This window comes from Pararhodobacter zhoushanensis (assembly GCF_003990445.1).
In the GTDB taxonomy this organism is placed as follows: domain Bacteria; phylum Pseudomonadota; class Alphaproteobacteria; order Rhodobacterales; family Rhodobacteraceae; genus Pararhodobacter; species Pararhodobacter zhoushanensis.
The window spans coordinates 460,337-474,350 of the sequence record NZ_REEZ01000001.1 but is presented as its reverse complement, the minus strand read 5'-3'; the positions used below and the strand labels follow the sequence as shown (position 1 = coordinate 474,350).

General features: G+C 64.1%; 13 protein-coding genes and 2 tRNA genes. 6 read left to right on the top strand and 9 right to left on the bottom strand.

The window, feature by feature from the left end; translation table 11 throughout:
- Window positions 1-2: 2 nt before the first annotated feature.
- Window positions 3-593 carry a rhodanese-like domain-containing protein gene (locus tag EAE28_RS02270; protein ID WP_127104191.1) on the top strand — a complete coding sequence of 197 codons (591 nt, stop codon included), beginning with the start codon at window positions 3-5 and terminating at the stop codon, window positions 591-593.
- Window positions 594-674: 81 nt separating this feature from the next.
- A complete protein-coding gene (locus EAE28_RS02265; protein ID WP_127104190.1) occupies window positions 675-1,079 on the top strand; it encodes a universal stress protein in 405 nt (134 codons plus the stop codon).
- Here the strand turns inward: EAE28_RS02265 and EAE28_RS02260 are convergent.
- Together EAE28_RS02260 and uvrB are read right to left on the bottom strand one after the other, a co-directional pair.
- Window positions 1,076-1,567 carry a YdcF family protein gene (locus EAE28_RS02260; RefSeq protein WP_127104189.1) on the bottom strand — a complete coding sequence of 164 codons (492 nt, stop codon included), beginning with the start codon at window positions 1,565-1,567 and terminating at the stop codon, window positions 1,076-1,078. The genes EAE28_RS02265 and EAE28_RS02260 overlap by 4 nt on opposite strands.
- Before the next feature lie 34 nt (window positions 1,568-1,601).
- The gene (gene uvrB / locus EAE28_RS02255) at window positions 1,602-3,788 is read right to left on the bottom strand and encodes an excinuclease ABC subunit UvrB (RefSeq protein WP_127104188.1); all 2,187 of its coding nucleotides are present in this window, start codon (window positions 3,786-3,788) and stop codon (window positions 1,602-1,604) included.
- Between the two features lie 175 nt (window positions 3,789-3,963).
- On the opposite strand from uvrB, the gene EAE28_RS02250 reads away from it, so the two are divergent.
- Window positions 3,964-4,275 (top strand): ETC complex I subunit, encoded by a 312-nt coding sequence (locus EAE28_RS02250; RefSeq protein ID WP_127104187.1) that lies wholly within the window; start codon window positions 3,964-3,966, stop codon window positions 4,273-4,275.
- A gap of 61 nt (window positions 4,276-4,336) precedes the next feature.
- Here the strand turns inward: EAE28_RS02250 and EAE28_RS02245 are convergent, their stop codons facing one another.
- From EAE28_RS02245 to EAE28_RS02225, 5 genes are all read right to left on the bottom strand, one after another.
- Window positions 4,337-5,203 (bottom strand): universal stress protein, encoded by an 867-nt coding sequence (locus EAE28_RS02245; RefSeq protein ID WP_246022224.1) that lies wholly within the window; start codon window positions 5,201-5,203, stop codon window positions 4,337-4,339.
- Window positions 5,204-5,213: 10 nt separating this feature from the next.
- Complete coding sequence (locus tag EAE28_RS02240; protein WP_127104186.1) at window positions 5,214-6,704, bottom strand: SulP family inorganic anion transporter; 1,491 nt, start codon at window positions 6,702-6,704, stop codon at window positions 5,214-5,216.
- A gap of 169 nt (window positions 6,705-6,873) precedes the next feature.
- Window positions 6,874-6,948, bottom strand: a tRNA-Gly gene (locus EAE28_RS02235).
- A 49-nt stretch (window positions 6,949-6,997) separates the two neighbouring features.
- Window positions 6,998-7,633 (bottom strand): winged helix-turn-helix transcriptional regulator, encoded by a 636-nt coding sequence (locus tag EAE28_RS02230; RefSeq protein ID WP_127104185.1) that lies wholly within the window; start codon window positions 7,631-7,633, stop codon window positions 6,998-7,000.
- 340 nt (window positions 7,634-7,973) lie between these two features.
- Window positions 7,974-8,615, bottom strand: coding sequence for a TetR/AcrR family transcriptional regulator (locus tag EAE28_RS02225; RefSeq protein ID WP_246022223.1), 642 nt, complete (start codon window positions 8,613-8,615; stop codon window positions 7,974-7,976).
- A 109-nt stretch (window positions 8,616-8,724) separates the two neighbouring features.
- Between EAE28_RS02225 and EAE28_RS02220 the strand changes: the two genes are divergently transcribed.
- Complete coding sequence (locus tag EAE28_RS02220; RefSeq protein ID WP_127104183.1) at window positions 8,725-9,333, top strand: DUF2306 domain-containing protein; 609 nt, start codon at window positions 8,725-8,727, stop codon at window positions 9,331-9,333.
- Window positions 9,334-9,382: 49 nt separating this feature from the next.
- Here the strand turns inward: EAE28_RS02220 and EAE28_RS02215 are convergent.
- Window positions 9,383-9,457 (bottom strand) — tRNA-Gly (locus tag EAE28_RS02215).
- 243 nt (window positions 9,458-9,700) lie between these two features.
- On the opposite strand from EAE28_RS02215, the gene EAE28_RS02210 reads away from it, so the two are divergent.
- Window positions 9,701-10,225: a PhnA domain-containing protein gene (locus tag EAE28_RS02210; protein WP_127104182.1), complete on the top strand. Its 525-nt coding sequence runs from the start codon at window positions 9,701-9,703 to the stop codon at window positions 10,223-10,225.
- Window positions 10,226-10,309: 84 nt separating this feature from the next.
- Complete coding sequence (locus EAE28_RS02205) at window positions 10,310-10,504, top strand: CsbD family protein (RefSeq protein ID WP_127104181.1); 195 nt, start codon at window positions 10,310-10,312, stop codon at window positions 10,502-10,504.
- Between the two features lie 52 nt (window positions 10,505-10,556).
- Here EAE28_RS02205 and EAE28_RS02200 read toward each other — a convergent pair whose 3' ends face one another.
- Window positions 10,557-13,997 (bottom strand): pyruvate carboxylase, encoded by a 3,441-nt coding sequence (locus EAE28_RS02200; protein WP_127104180.1) that lies wholly within the window; start codon window positions 13,995-13,997, stop codon window positions 10,557-10,559.
- Window positions 13,998-14,014: the final 17 nt, after the last annotated feature.

Sequence of the window (14,014 nt, the reverse complement as noted above, 5' to 3'; positions counted from 1 at the left end):
CCATGACCCGTGCCCTGATCTGTGCCGCCATCCTTGGCCTTTCCACCCCTGCGCTGGCTGAACCCGTCAACATCACGCCCGATATGGCCTCGGTCATGGTGCAAACCGATGCCGGACCGGCCGAGATCGCCCGCGTTCAGGATAATGACAATATGGTAAACGGCGAATGGGCCCGCACCTCGCGCCCCTGTCCGAATTTCTGCATCCAGCCGATGAGCCCGGCTGAGGGCGTCACCACCGTTGGCGAGCTTGAGGTCATCGCTGCGCTGCAAGACCCTGACGTCGTTGTGGTCGACAGCCGCGTGCGCGCCGATTATCTGGGCGGCACCATCCCCGGTGCGGTGCACATTCCCTATACCGAGATGACCGACCGGCTGGATGAAGTCGGCTGCGAGGTCGATTTCGACGGTTTCCAATGCGATGACCCGTCGCAGGTGCTGCTCTTTTGCAACGGCCCGTGGTGCGGTCAATCCCCCACCGCCATCCGCCGCATGATTGAGGCCGGCTTCCCCGCCGATCACATTCACTATTACCGCGGCGGTATGCAGGTCTGGCGGATGCTCGGCCTTTCCGTGCTGGTTCCTGCCAACTGATCTTGGGCCAGCGGGCTTCGCGCCCTACATAAAGAGTAAGCGGCGCCTGCTGTCGGGCGCCCCTTTGCCGGAGAGACCCTCATGTACGCCAAAATCCTGATCCCCGTCGCTTATGAACCCGGCTATGACATCGGCCGCGAGCTGCAGGTCGCTCGTGCCTTGGCCAAGCCGCATGGCGCGCAGGTCATACTGGCGCATGTGATGGAAAAAACGCCGTTTTATGCCATCGACTATATGCCGCAGGGCTGGCGCGAGGAACTGCACGATGCCATCCTCGCCGATCTGGCGCAGCACGCCGCCACGGTGCCTGGCGGCTCTGTCGCCGTGCTTGAGGGCGAGCCGGGCCGCACCCTGCTCGACCACGCGCAGGCCGAGGGCGTCGACTGCATCATCCTCGCCGCCCACCGCTCGGAGCCCGCGTTGATTGGCTCCACGGCAACCTGGATCGCGCGGAACGCGACCTGCGCGGTGCATTTGATTCGTTAACGCAGCCGCAGAAGCGTGGCGCAGAGCGCCAGCGCTTCGCGGGGGATGTGACGCAGGCGCTGCCGTGGGCCGATCTGGTGCCACGGCGGTGCCGCGGTGGTGATCCGCATCCCGAGTTGCCGCGCAATCAACCGCGCACGGGGCAGGTGGTAGGGGTCGCTGACCACCACGACGTCCGAGATCCCAAGCGCCCGCAGGATCTGCTGCGCATTAACCAGATTTTCCCGGGTGCTGGTCGATTGATCTTCCAGCAGCACCGCCGTTTCGGGCACGCCGGCCTCAAGGCAGAGCCGCGCCATCACCGCCGCCTCGCTCGGCCGATGCCGCCCGACACCGCCACAGCCCAAAATCGCCGCGACCCGCCCGTCGTGGTAAAGCCCAACCGCGCAGTCAACCCGTCTGCGCAGGGTGGGTGACGGCTCGCTTCCCGCCCAAACCGCCGCGCCGAGAACAACCGCGACGCGACTCACCGTAGGGTGCGCAGTCATTGCGCACCGTCACCGCACCAACCGCGCGCAGCCGTCACCGCTTGCGCTTCCCCGGTTTCCCAAACGACCCAGCCTTGCCGCCCGTCGAGCGCCCGCGCTGTTTCACCGCGCCCTCGACGGCCTCGTCCACCGCCGATTGCCGCGCCAGCGGGTCGTCGGCAATCGCCAGTTCCACGGCTTCCAGCCGCTTGACCTCATCGCGCAGCCGCGCCGCTTCCTCGAACTCCAGATTCTCGGCCGCCTTGCGCATCGCCGTGCGCAGCGCGTCCAGATGCGCGGCCAGATTGGCGCCGACCATCGGTTTGTCGACCTTGGCAGTGACGCGCGACTGATCTGTGTCGCCTTGCCACAACCCGGCCAGCACGTCGTCGACGTTCTTTTTCACCGTCTGCGGCGTGATGCCATGCTCGGTGTTATACGCCATCTGCTTGGCGCGGCGGCGGTTGGTTTCATCCATTGCGCGCTGCATCGACCCGGTGACGCGGTCGGCATACATGATCACCCGCCCGTCGACGTTGCGCGCGGCGCGGCCAATCGTCTGAATGAGCGAGGTTTCCGAGCGCAAGAAACCCTCTTTATCCGCATCCAGAATCGCCACCAGCCCGCATTCGGGAATATCCAAACCCTCGCGCAGCAGGTTGATGCCGACCAGAACGTCGAACGCCCCCAGCCGCAAATCGCGCAGGATTTCAATGCGTTCTATGGTGTCGATGTCCGAGTGCATATAGCGCACGCGGATGCCCTGTTCGTGCAGGTATTCCGTCAAATCCTCGGCCATGCGCTTGGTCAGCGTCGTTGCCAGCACACGCATGCCCGCCGCCGCCACCCGGCGCACCTCATCCAGCAGATCGTCCACCTGCATCGACACCGGCCGGATCTCGATCACCGGGTCCAGCAGGCCGGTGGGGCGGATGACCTGCTCGGCGAACACGCCGCCCGCCTGCTCCATTTCCCAGGCCGAAGGGGTCGCCGACACGAATACCGACTGCGGGCGCATCGCGTCCCATTCCTCGAACTTGAGCGGGCGGTTGTCCATGCAGCTGGGCAGGCGGAACCCGTGTTCCGCCAGCACCGACTTGCGCCGAAAGTCACCCTTATACATGCCGCCGATCTGAGGCACACTGACGTGGGATTCATCCGCGAAAACAATGGCGTTGTCGGGGATGAATTCGAACAGCGTGGGCGGTGGCTCGCCGGGGGCGCGGCCGGTCAGATACCGCGAGTAGTTCTCGATCCCGTTGCAGACGCCTGTCGCCTCCAGCATCTCAAGGTCGAAGTTGGTTCGTTGCTCCAGCCGCTGCGCTTCCAGCAGTTTGCCGCTCTCGTTCATCTGTTTCAACGTCTGGAACAGCTCGGCCTTGATGCCCTTGATCGCCTGCTGCATCGTCGGGCGCGGCGTGACGTAGTGGCTGTTGGCATAGATGCGGATCTTGTCGAAGCTGTCGGTCTTTTTCCCGGTCAGCGGGTCGAATTCGGTGATGCCCTCCAGCTCTTCGCCAAAGAACGACAACCGCCACGCGCGGTCATCAAGGTGGGCTGGCCACACCTCGATCACATCGCCGCGAACGCGGAACGCGCCGCGCGAAAAGGCCGCGTCGTTGCGCCGGTATTGCTGCGAGACCAGCTCGGAAATCACCACGCGCGGATCATAGAGGTCGCCCACCACCAGATCCTGCGACATGGCCGAGTAGGTCTCGACCGAGCCGATACCGTAGATACAGCTGACCGAGGCGACGATGATCACATCGTCGCGTTCCAGCAGCGCCCGGGTCGCCGAGTGGCGCATCCGGTCGATGGCTTCGTTGATCTGGCTCTCCTTCTCGATATAGGTGTCCGTGCGCGCGACATAGGCCTCGGGTTGGTAGTAATCGTAATAGCTTACGAAATACTCAACGGCGTTATCGGGGAAGAAGCCCTTGAATTCCCCATACAATTGCGCAGCCAGCGTCTTGTTCGGGGCCAGAATGATCGCCGGGCGCTGGGTTTCTTCGATGATTTTCGCCATCGTGAAGGTCTTGCCGGTGCCCGTGGCCCCCAGCAGCACCTGATTCTGCTCGCCGTCGCGCACACCGCGTGACAGCTCGGCAATGGCCGTCGGCTGGTCGCCGGCGGGTTCAAACGGGGTCGACAGGACGAATCGCTTGCCGCCTTCCAGCTTTTCGCGCTTGGGCACGGCGGCGAGGGGCATCTCGTTCAGCACGTCGGGGCGGTTGTTGTGCATCGGGCTCTCCGCACGGACTCGAAAGGGGATTGATCCCTACAATTGTGCCTATTTTGTTCTTCTGCAAGGGCAGGGGCATGATAGGATGGCAGCAACGGGTCAACAAAGGGGGAATCCCCTTGTCACAGCGGGTCGAATTTCGGATAAAGCCCCAGCACTTCACGGAGACCAGCCCATGCGCGCCCGCATCTATCGCCCCTCTCGCAATGCCATGCAATCGGGCATGGCCCGGACCAAAGCCTGGGTGCTGGACTTCGCCGCGAGCGAAGCGCGGGTGAAAGATCCGCTGATGGGGTGGACCGGGTCCAGTGATACGCAAAGCCAGGTCAAACTGCGCTTCGCCACGCAGGCCGAGGCTGAGGCCTACGCCAAGGCGCAGGGCATTGACTATGTCGTGCAGCAGCCCAAGGAACGCGCCGCGAATATCCGCAACGGCGGCTACGGCGAGAATTTCGCGACCAACCGCAAACAGGTCTGGACGCACTGAGACTGGCGGCTAAAGGCCCTCAGAACCGAAAACCCGCGCCAGAAGCGCGGGTTTTGTCGTTTCAGCGCATCAGCACCACCGGCACCTTGCACGAGCGCACCATTTCCGTCGTGGTCGAGCCGATGATCAGGCTGCGGATGCGCGAATGGCCATACGCACCCATCACCAGCATGCCGAACCCGGCTTCATCGACATAGCCGCCAAGCGCCTTGTCCGGCTGACCGGCCAGCACTCGCGTCTCGGCCATGATCCCCGCCGAGCGCAGCATCGCCTTGGCGTCGCTCAACCCCTTCGTGACCTCAGCCGTTTCGCTGCCGACCGTTACCACCTCGACGCTCAACCTCTTGAAAAGGGGCGAGCGGGCGATGTGATCGACGGCTTTCATCGCCGACGCGCCGCCATCATAGGCCACCAGCACCTTGTCGATCGGCCGGAACGCCCGCGAGGCCACCATCACCGGCTTGTGCGAGGCGCGCACGATGCGCTCCATATTCGAGCCCAGATGCCCCTTGGCGAAATCCGCCGCCTCGCCGCGCTTGCCGATGACGATGACGCGGGCCTGTGCCTCGACCTCGCTCACCGCCTCGATCAGATCGCCGTGGCGCAGGCGGGTCGTGACCTCGACCGAGCCCTGCGCGGCGACCAGCGCGCGCGCATCATCCAGAATTTCGCGCCCGCGGTGGCTGATCAGCTTGGCGCGCTGCTCGTCCAGCGCGGCCAGCTCGGCCAGCAGCGCCGAGCGCGCGCCCAGCCGGATCGAGCCGGACAGGTCCTGCGTCCCCGGTGCCTCGCGCCGTCCCAGCACATGCAGCAACTCGACCGGCGCGCCGGTGCGTCCGGCGATCCATGCCGCGTGTTCGCAGACCGAGGCGGCGTAGATCGAGCCATCCACCAGCGCGATGATCTTGTCCATCGGTGCTTCGCTCATCACATCCTCCTCAATGCGCGCCCAGCGCGTCCATCGCGCCGGGCTTGTCCTGCAGGGACAGCTTGTCCATCAGCGTCTCGGACGCCGCGTTCATGCCGACAATCTCGACCTCGGCCCCGTCACGGCGGAACTTGAGCACGGCCATGTCCAGCGCCTGCACGCTGGAAATATCCCAGATATGCGCAAGGCTGACGTCGATGGTCACCCGGTCCAGCGCTTCCTTGAAGTCAAAGGCGTTCATCAGATCTTCAACCGAACCATAGAACAATTGTCCCTCGACCACATAGGTCCGGCTGCGCCCGTCGCTGCTGGCCGTTGAGGTGACGCGGAACAGCTGCGCGATTTTGCCAGCAAAGAAGATACCCGACAGCAGCACGCCGACCAGCACGCCGATGGCAAGGTTATGCGTCCAGACCACCACCACGACCGTCGCCAGCATCACCAGCGAGGACGAGCGCGGATGGGTGCGCAGGGATCGGATCGAGGACCACGAGAACGTCCCGACCGACACCATGATCATGATCGCCACCAGCGCGGGCATCGGGATCTTGGCAACCAGATCGCCCAGAAACACCACCAGAATCAGCAGCACGACCCCCGCCGTGGCCGAGGACAACCGTCCCCGCCCGCCGGATTTCACGTTGATCATCGACTGGCCGATCATCGCGCAACCCGCCATGCCGCCAATGAACCCGGTGGCGGTATTGGCCAGACCCTGACCGATGCACTCCTGATCGCGGCTGGTTTTGGTGTCGGTCAGCTCGTCCACAAGGTTCTGCGTCATCAGGCTTTCGAGCAGCCCCACGACGGCCACGGCCAGCGAATAGGGCAGGATGATCAGCAGCGTGTCCAGCGTCAGCGGGATCTGCGGCAGCGCGAAGACCGGCAGCGTATCGGGCAGCGCGCCCATATCGCCGACGCTGCGCACGTCCCAGCCGAAATAGACGGTGAGCGAGGTGATCACCACAATCGTCACCAGCGGCGAGGGGATCGCCTTGGTCAGCAACGGAAACAGGTAAATGATCGCCAGCGACGCCGCGACCAGCACATAGGTCAGCCATGTGACCGAGGCCGGGTTCAACTCAGGCAGTTGCGCCATGAAGATCAGGATCGCCAGCGCGTTCACAAAGCCGGTCATCACCGATTTGGACACATAGCGCATCACAAAACCCAGCTTGAGCAGCCCCATGGCGATCTGCAGCAGACCAGCCAGAACAGTCGCGGCCAACAGGTATTCCAGCCCGTAATCGCGCACCAGCCCGACCATCAGCACCGCCGTGGCAGCAGTCGCCGCCGAGATCATGCCGGGCCGCCCGCCGGTGATTGCCGTGATCAGCGCGATGGAGAAGCTGGCATAAAGCCCGACCTTGGGGTCCACGCCTGCGATCAGCGAAAAGGCGATGGCTTCGGGGATCAGCGCCAGAGCCACGACAAGGCCGGACAACAGATCCCGCCGCGAGTTTCCGAACCATTGCGCGCGGTATGCGTCGAGCGAGATCATGCACGTCTCCTTTAGGGGCGCTGGCCTGATAGGCGCAGCCTTGCGGGAATGGCAACCCGCGCAGGCGGGGCAGCAGAGGTGGTCGGGCGTCACGGCCCGCAGTGTGGGCGGGCTTCAGGCCTTCGCCAAACAAAAAGGCCGGACCAAAGCATGGTCCGGCCTTTTCGTATGGAGCGGGCGAAGAGATTCGAACTCTCGACCCTAACCTTGGCAAGGTTATGCTCTACCCCTGAGCTACGCCCGCTCGATGGCCGCGAATTAGCACCGGGCGCGGCCGGGCGCAAGCGCTTCTGTCACGCTTTTAGCGTGAAACGATCAATGAGTGCCTGACCCACCGCCAGATCGCCCGACGCCTGAATGCGACCATCCGCAACCATGGTCGCCAGCGGCTTGCGGCCATAGATCACCGCCGACATCTCGTTGCCGGTGCCCTTGAGGATGATATCCCCCTCGGCGGCACCGACGCTGGCGGTCAGCCCATGCGGTCCGGCCTCGGCGACAAAGCTTTCATCGCCCATCACGAATCCGGCGTGCAGCCGTTTGGGCGCGGGGATGTAGAAGGCGAAGAGCGAAAACATCAGCGCCGTCGGGCTGATGAACTTGCGCGGATCATAGCCCGGCTGGCGCATGCCCCACCGGCACAGCGCGTCCAGAATGCCGCGCGTGCCTTCGCCCGCAGCGGTCAGCGCATAAGTGTGGCCCAGTGACGGCGGCGGCAGGTCACGGCGTTCGAGCAGGCCGGCAGCTTCCAGACCCTCCAGCCGTTGGGTCAGCACATTGGTGGCGATACCCGGCAGTCCCGACTTGATGGTGCTGAAGCGCTTTGGCCCCAGCATCAACTCGCGCAGGACCAGAATCGCCCAGCGGTCACCGATAAGATCCAGCGCGTGGGCGGCGAGGCAGCCCTCATTGTAGGATTTGCGCGCCATTGGGGTCTCCTGTCTTGCACTCGTACGGGTTCTCGGTTGCTCGTTAAAAAGACACGCCCGGACCACTGGGCGCTTGGTAGGGGTAGGGCGCAGGGCCCTGCGCGCCCCGGTGCTGATAAGGCTTGACCGGGCCTGATCGGCGAAATCTTGCAGTTCCATCGACTCGCCAAACAGTTGAAGCACGACAAAAGCGCCTAGGGAAGCTTTTGTTCACATGTGCATGTCTGGCAGCGAATCACGTATAGGATGGTTTGTAGCGCCGCCGGGCGCTGGGCTTCCAGTCGACAGAAGTGTTGATTTCGCCTTCTCGCCAGTGACGCTACGGCAAATTTTCGCGCGTTTACCGGGGCGTGCGTCCCGCTGGCAGAGGGTTGGTCGCCTGTGACGCAGCGTCCGGCAGGCGCTCATCGCCGTCGCGCGGCACGATCTGGGCCAGCATGGCCTCGAACGGCAGCACGGCGTCATTGACCCTGCGCGTCGGGTCATTGAACCCCAGCGTCGCGTAGCCATGCACGGACGACCACACCAGCCCCTCAAGCACGGGATCGGGCACGCCCCCCGAAAACGGCAGGCAGCCGATGCGCAGCGTGCCGTAAGCCCGGTCCGATTCGCGCACCAGATCGGGGTCGGTCGTATCCAGATCGGGGCAGCCGAACATGATGTGGAACAGACCGGACCGGCTTTTGGCAAAGTCGAGATACCCGTCGCTGATTGCCAGCAGCCGGGCGAAGGGGCGGTCCGGAGCCTCGGCCAGCCGGGTCAGCATCGCCTCGGCAAAGATCGCGAAGGCACGCGCGGCGATGGCGGTGCGCAGCCCGGACAACCCCTTGAAATGATGCGCCGGGGCGGCGTGAGACACGCCCGCCCGCGCAGCGGCGCGGCGCAGGGTCAGACCGTCGGGGCCGTCTTCGATCAGCAGGGCGAGCCCGGCCTCGATCAAACGGTCACGCAGAGAGTCGGGGGAAGTCGCAGCAGTGTCCATCATCCTCTCCCTATGCGCTGCGTGGTTTACACTGTCAAGTTTTCACCTTGACAGTGTAAAGTCCGTGCCTATTCTGGCCCTATCTTTACACTGTCAACCTGAGGTTCCCATGCTCCTGACACTCCCTCGCTGGTATTCGTGGTTTTTCTGGATCGGGGCGCTGTCTGTCGGTCTGATCTCGCTGCGGACCCTGGTTCTGCCGCTTGACGTGGTGATGCCCGCCATGGCGCATTACCTCGCTGATGTGCCGCTGGGCTTGCAGGCGCATATCATCGCTGCGCCCCTCGCGTTGATCCTCGCGCCCTTCCAGCTGTGGCACAGCCTGCGCGCGCGCCGTCCGGCGCTGCACCGCTGGACCGGGCGCGTCTATGGGCTGGCCGTGCTGGTCGCGGCCATCGGCTCGCTGGTCATGGTGCCGCATTTCACCGGCTCGACCTTTGCCGCCCTGGGCTTTGCCACGCTGGCGGTGCTGTGGATCGGCTTCACCGCGCTGGGCATCGCCAGGGCCCGCGCCGGAGACCTGAACGCCCACCGCCGCTGGATGCTGCGCTCGGTCGCGCTGACCTTTGCGGCGGTAACGCTGCGGCTGATCATGGCGCCGCTGATGGCGATGGGCTGGGAACTGAATGACACATATCTGATCACCGCCTGGGGCAGTTGGTTGCTCAATCTGGCAGTGCTGGAACTCTGGCAGGCCCGTCGCCTGCAACACGCCTGAGGGCGGTAAAAACAAAAACGGCGACCGAAAGGTCGCCGTTTTTGTTTACTGGAGCGGGCGAAGAGATTCGAACTCTCGACCCTAACCTTGGCAAGGTTATGCTCTACCCCTGAGCTACGCCCGCTCTCTGTGAGGGGTGATTTAGGGGAAGCGCGAACGGGCCGCAAGAGGGAAAAAGCACGCACGCAACGCTTTTTCTGTCGCCGCCAGATCGTCCCCGCTGGTGCTCCTGTCGTCAAAGCGTTGTCAGAAAGCCGTATGCTTTCCGCGTCTTACACAAAATCCGCAAAACCGCCGCCCAGACCGTGCTTGCCACGGGCCGGGCAGGGGCCTATGGCCGAAGCAACCCCAACCGACAGGAACCCCGATGACCGACGCCGCCCTGAGTGCCCGCGCCAACAACGAATGTGAATTTTGCGGCGCGAGCGGCGATCTTGCTGCGCTATCCTTTGCCCCCGGCGGCGATGTCCTGCTCTGCCCGGTCTGTCGCGGCGAGGCTGATCCTGACAGCCCGGCGCATTGGCAGTGCCTGCAAGGCGCGGCCTGGTCGGCCGAGCCGGACGTGCAGTTCGCGGTCTATCGCAAACTTGCCAGTCTTGATGAAAGCTGGGCGACCGAGTTGCGCGACACGATGGTTTTGTCCGACGACGCGCAGGCCTGGGCCGATGCACCCGTGGCGATCGAGCACCGCGATGCCAATGGCGTTCTGCTTGAGCGGGGCGACACGGTCGTCTTGCTCAAGGATCTGCCGGTCAAAGGGTCAAGCATGATCGCCAAACGCGGCACCGCTGTGCGCAGCATCGCCTTGGTGCCTGACAACGCAGGCCAGATCGAGGGCAAGGTTGACGGCCAACGCATCGTGATCCTGACAGAGTTCGTGAAAAAACGCTGAACGCGGAACCGAAATCGTTGTGGTGAGTTTTCCTTGCAAGCCGCGAGAAAAACTCTTGCGACACCTGACGATAAGGAGAATGCCATGAACAGCGACCAAGTCGAAGGCAAGTGGAAGCAACTCAAAGGTGAGGCCAAAGTCCAGTGGGGCAAGCTGACCGACGACGATCTCGACGTCGTGGCAGGCCACAAGGACAAGCTGGCCGGCAAGATCCAGGAACGCTACGGCAAATCCAAGGAAGAAGCCGAGGCCGAGGTCGACCGCTTCTGGGCCAAGTAATCCACTTGTCCTGACACCGATGAAGAAGGGGGCGCTGATGCGCCCCCTTTTGTCATTCCAGCTCGATCAGCAGATCATGCGCTTCGATCTGTCCGCCCGCCTGCACATGCACCGCCTTGACCTTCGCGTCGCGGTCGGCATGCAGGCCGGTCTCCATCTTCATCGCCTCGATGGTCAGCAGCAGATCGCCCGATTTCACCGCCTGACCCACGCTGACCGCGACCGATGCCACCGAGCCCGGCATCGGTGCGCCAATGTGGTCGGCGTTGCCGTCCTGCGCCTTGGGCCGCACCGCCTGCGTCGCCTTCACCTTGCGGTTCGGCACACGGATGGTGCGCGGCTGGCCGTTCAACTCGAAGAACACTTTGACGTCGCCGTCTTCGCCAGTCTCACCCACGGCCACCAGCCGGATTTCCAGAGTCTTGCCGGGGTCGATCTCGGCGCTGATCTGGTCGCCCGGCTCCATGCCGTAGAAGAAGTTCCACGTCGGCAGCGCGCGCACCGGACCATAGACGCGGTGGCGGCCCATATAGTCCAGGAACACCTTGGGATACATCAGGTAGCCGTTCAGATCCTCGTCGTCGATCTTGTAGCCTTCCAGCTCCTTGATGACCTGCGCGCGGACCTCTTCGACATCGACGGGGGCCAGATGCAGGCCCGGCCGGTCGGTCGAGGGCTTTTCGCCCTTGAGCACCTTGGCGGTGATGCCTTCGGGCCAGCCGCCTTCAGGCTGACCGAGATTGCCCTTGAGCATGTCCACGACCGACTCAGGAAACGACATATCCCGCGCCGGATCTTCGACATTGGCGCGGCTCAGTCCTTGCGTCACCATCATCAGCGCCATGTCACCCACGACCTTGGACGATGGCGTCACCTTGACGATATCGCCAAAGATCTGGTTCGCATCGGCATAGGCGCGCGCCACTTCCGGCCAGCGCTCTTCCAGCCCCAATGAGCGCGCCTGCGCCTTGAGGTTGGTGAACTGCCCGCCCGGCATCTCGTGCAGATAGACCTCGGAAGAGGGTGCCTGCTGCCCCGTCTCGAACGCGCCATACTGCGCGCGGACCTGCTCCCAATAGTCGGAAATCTCGCGCACCAGACCCATGTTCAGCCCGGTGTCGCGCTCGGTGTGGCGCAGCGCCTCGATCACCGAGCCCATGGTCGGCTGGCTGGTGTTGCCGCTGAACGCATCCATCGCCGCATCGACCGCATCCACCCCGGCATCGCTGGCCGCCAGAATGGTGGCGATCGCCGCGCCCGAGGTATCATGCGTGTGGAAGTGGATCGGCAGATCCACCGCGTCTTTCAGTGCCGAGAACAGCACCCGCGCGGACGGCGCTTTCAGCACCCCGGCCATATCCTTGACGCCCAGCACATGCGCACCGGCAGCTTCAAGCTCTTTGGCCATTTTCACATAGTAATCAACGGTGTACTTGCGCTGACCCGGGTCCAGCATATCGCCGGTATAGCAGATCGTGCCCTCGCAGATCCGCCCCGTTTCGATCACCGCATCCATCGCGACGCGCATGTTTTCGACCCAGTTCAGGCTGTCGAACACGCGGAACACGTCCACGCCGGTCTCAGCCGCCTGCTTGACGAAGCCCTGCACCACATTGTCGGGATAGTTGGTGTAACCCACCCCGTTCGAGGCGCGCAGCAGCATCTGCGTGAGCAGGTTGGGCATCGCCGCGCGCAGATCGCGCAGACGCTGCCACGGGCATTCCTGCAAGAAGCGGTAGGCCACATCAAACGTCGCCCCGCCCCAGCATTCGACCGAGAACAGCGTCGGCAGGTTGGCGGCATAGGCCGGGGCCACGCGGATCATGTCGATCGAGCGCATCCGCGTCGCCAGCAGCGACTGATGCGCGTCGCGCATTGTCGTGTCGGTGATCAGCAGGCGCTTTTGCTCTTTCATCCAGCGCGCCACAGCCTCGGCACCCTTTTCCTCAAGCAGCGTCTTGGTGCCCGGCGCGGGCAGGGCGCGCAGCGCGGGCGGCACCGGCGAGCGCGGCTGCGCGGCAGGCTTGGCGCGGCCTGCGGTCTCGGTATGGCCGTTGACGGTGATGTCGGCCAGATAGGTCAGGATCTTGGTCGCCCGGTCGCGGCGCTTCTTGAACTGGAACAGCTCGGGCGTGGTGTCGATGAATTTGGTCGTCGCCTTGTCGGCCAGAAACACGGGGTGTTTCAGCAGGTTCTCGACAAAGGCGATGTTGGTGGAAACGCCCCGGATCCGGAATTCGCGCAGCGCCCGGTCCATGCGCGCGATCGCCTCGGTCGGCGTCGGCGCCCAGGCGGTGACCTTGACCAGCAGGCTGTCATAGAAGCGCGTGATCACCCCGCCCGCATAGGCCGTGCCGCCGTCCAGACGAATGCCCATACCCGTCGCGCTGCGATAGGCGGTCAGGCGGCCATAGTCGGGGATGAAGTTGTTGAGCGGGTCTTCGGTGGTGATCCGGCATTGCAGCGCATTGCCCGACAGCGTGACATCGGCCTGACTGGGGGTGCCCGTCGCCTCGGCCAGCGTCGCGCCCTCGGCGATGCGGATCTGCGCTTTCACGATGTCGATGCCGGTGACTTCCTCGGTCACCGTATGCTCGACCTGAACGCGCGGGTTCACCTCGATGAAATAGAAGTTGTTCGAGTCCATATCCATCAGGAACTCGACCGTGCCTGCGTTCTGATAGCCGACCGATTGACCGATCTTCAGCGCCAGCCCGCAAACCTCGGCGCGCTGTTCGTCGGTCAGATAGGGGGCCGGAGCCCGCTCGACGACCTTCTGATTGCGCCGCTGTACGGTGCAGTCGCGCTCATACAGATGGTACAGCGCTCCATGCGTGTCGCCCAGCAGCTGCACCTCGACGTGGCGCGCGCGCAGGATCATCTTTTCCAGATAGCCTTCGCCGTTGCCAAAGGCCGCCTCGGCCTCGCGTCGACCCTCGCGCACCTTGGTTTCCAGCTCGTCAGGGCCCATAATGGGACGCATCCCGCGCCCGCCGCCGCCGTGGCTGGCCTTGAGCATCAACGGATAGCCCACCGCCTCGGCCATGGCGCGGACCGCTTCCATGTCATCGCCCAACAGCTCGGTCGCGGGGATCACCGGCACATCCGCCGCAATCGCCACCCGCCGCGCGCTGGCCTTGTCGCCAAGCGCGCGCATGGTGTCGGCAAGCGGGCCGATAAAGGTGATGCCCGCCTCGACACAGGCGTCGATCAGCGCGGGGTTCTCGCTGAGCAGGCCATAGCCGGGGTGAATCGCGTCCGCGCCGGCTTTCTTGGCCACGCGGATAATCTCAGGGATCGACAGATAGGCGGCGACCGGGCCCATGCCCTCACCGATGCGGTAGGCCTCGTCCGCCTTGAAGCGGTGCAGGCCCAGCTTGTCCTCTTCGGCATAGACGGCAACCGTCTTCTTGCCCAGTTCGTTCGCTGCTCGCATGACGCGGATAGCGATCTCGCCGCGATTCGCGATCAGAATCTTCTTGAAGCCGGACATGCCAACCCTCCCCTTTA

What these genes read in the sequence shown, in the direction of transcription:
- EAE28_RS02270 (WP_127104191.1), top strand. Translation starts at nt 3, where the DNA reads ATGACCCGTGCCCTGATCTGTGCCGCCATCCTTGGCCTTTCCACCCCT.
- EAE28_RS02265 (WP_127104190.1), top strand. Translation starts at nt 675, where the DNA reads ATGTACGCCAAAATCCTGATCCCCGTCGCTTATGAACCCGGCTATGAC.
- EAE28_RS02260 (WP_127104189.1), bottom strand. Translation starts at nt 1,567, where the DNA reads ATGACTGCGCACCCTACGGTGAGTCGCGTCGCGGTTGTTCTCGGCGCG.
- uvrB (WP_127104188.1), bottom strand. Translation starts at nt 3,788, where the DNA reads ATGCACAACAACCGCCCCGACGTGCTGAACGAGATGCCCCTCGCCGCC.
- EAE28_RS02250 (WP_127104187.1), top strand. Translation starts at nt 3,964, where the DNA reads ATGCGCGCCCGCATCTATCGCCCCTCTCGCAATGCCATGCAATCGGGC.
- EAE28_RS02245 (WP_246022224.1), bottom strand. Translation starts at nt 5,203, where the DNA reads ATGAGCGAAGCACCGATGGACAAGATCATCGCGCTGGTGGATGGCTCG.
- EAE28_RS02240 (WP_127104186.1), bottom strand. Translation starts at nt 6,704, where the DNA reads ATGATCTCGCTCGACGCATACCGCGCGCAATGGTTCGGAAACTCGCGG.
- EAE28_RS02230 (WP_127104185.1), bottom strand. Translation starts at nt 7,633, where the DNA reads ATGGCGCGCAAATCCTACAATGAGGGCTGCCTCGCCGCCCACGCGCTG.
- EAE28_RS02225 (WP_246022223.1), bottom strand. Translation starts at nt 8,615, where the DNA reads ATGGACACTGCTGCGACTTCCCCCGACTCTCTGCGTGACCGTTTGATC.
- EAE28_RS02220 (WP_127104183.1), top strand. Translation starts at nt 8,725, where the DNA reads ATGCTCCTGACACTCCCTCGCTGGTATTCGTGGTTTTTCTGGATCGGG.
- EAE28_RS02210 (WP_127104182.1), top strand. Translation starts at nt 9,701, where the DNA reads ATGACCGACGCCGCCCTGAGTGCCCGCGCCAACAACGAATGTGAATTT.
- EAE28_RS02205 (WP_127104181.1), top strand. Translation starts at nt 10,310, where the DNA reads ATGAACAGCGACCAAGTCGAAGGCAAGTGGAAGCAACTCAAAGGTGAG.
- EAE28_RS02200 (WP_127104180.1), bottom strand. Translation starts at nt 13,997, where the DNA reads ATGTCCGGCTTCAAGAAGATTCTGATCGCGAATCGCGGCGAGATCGCT.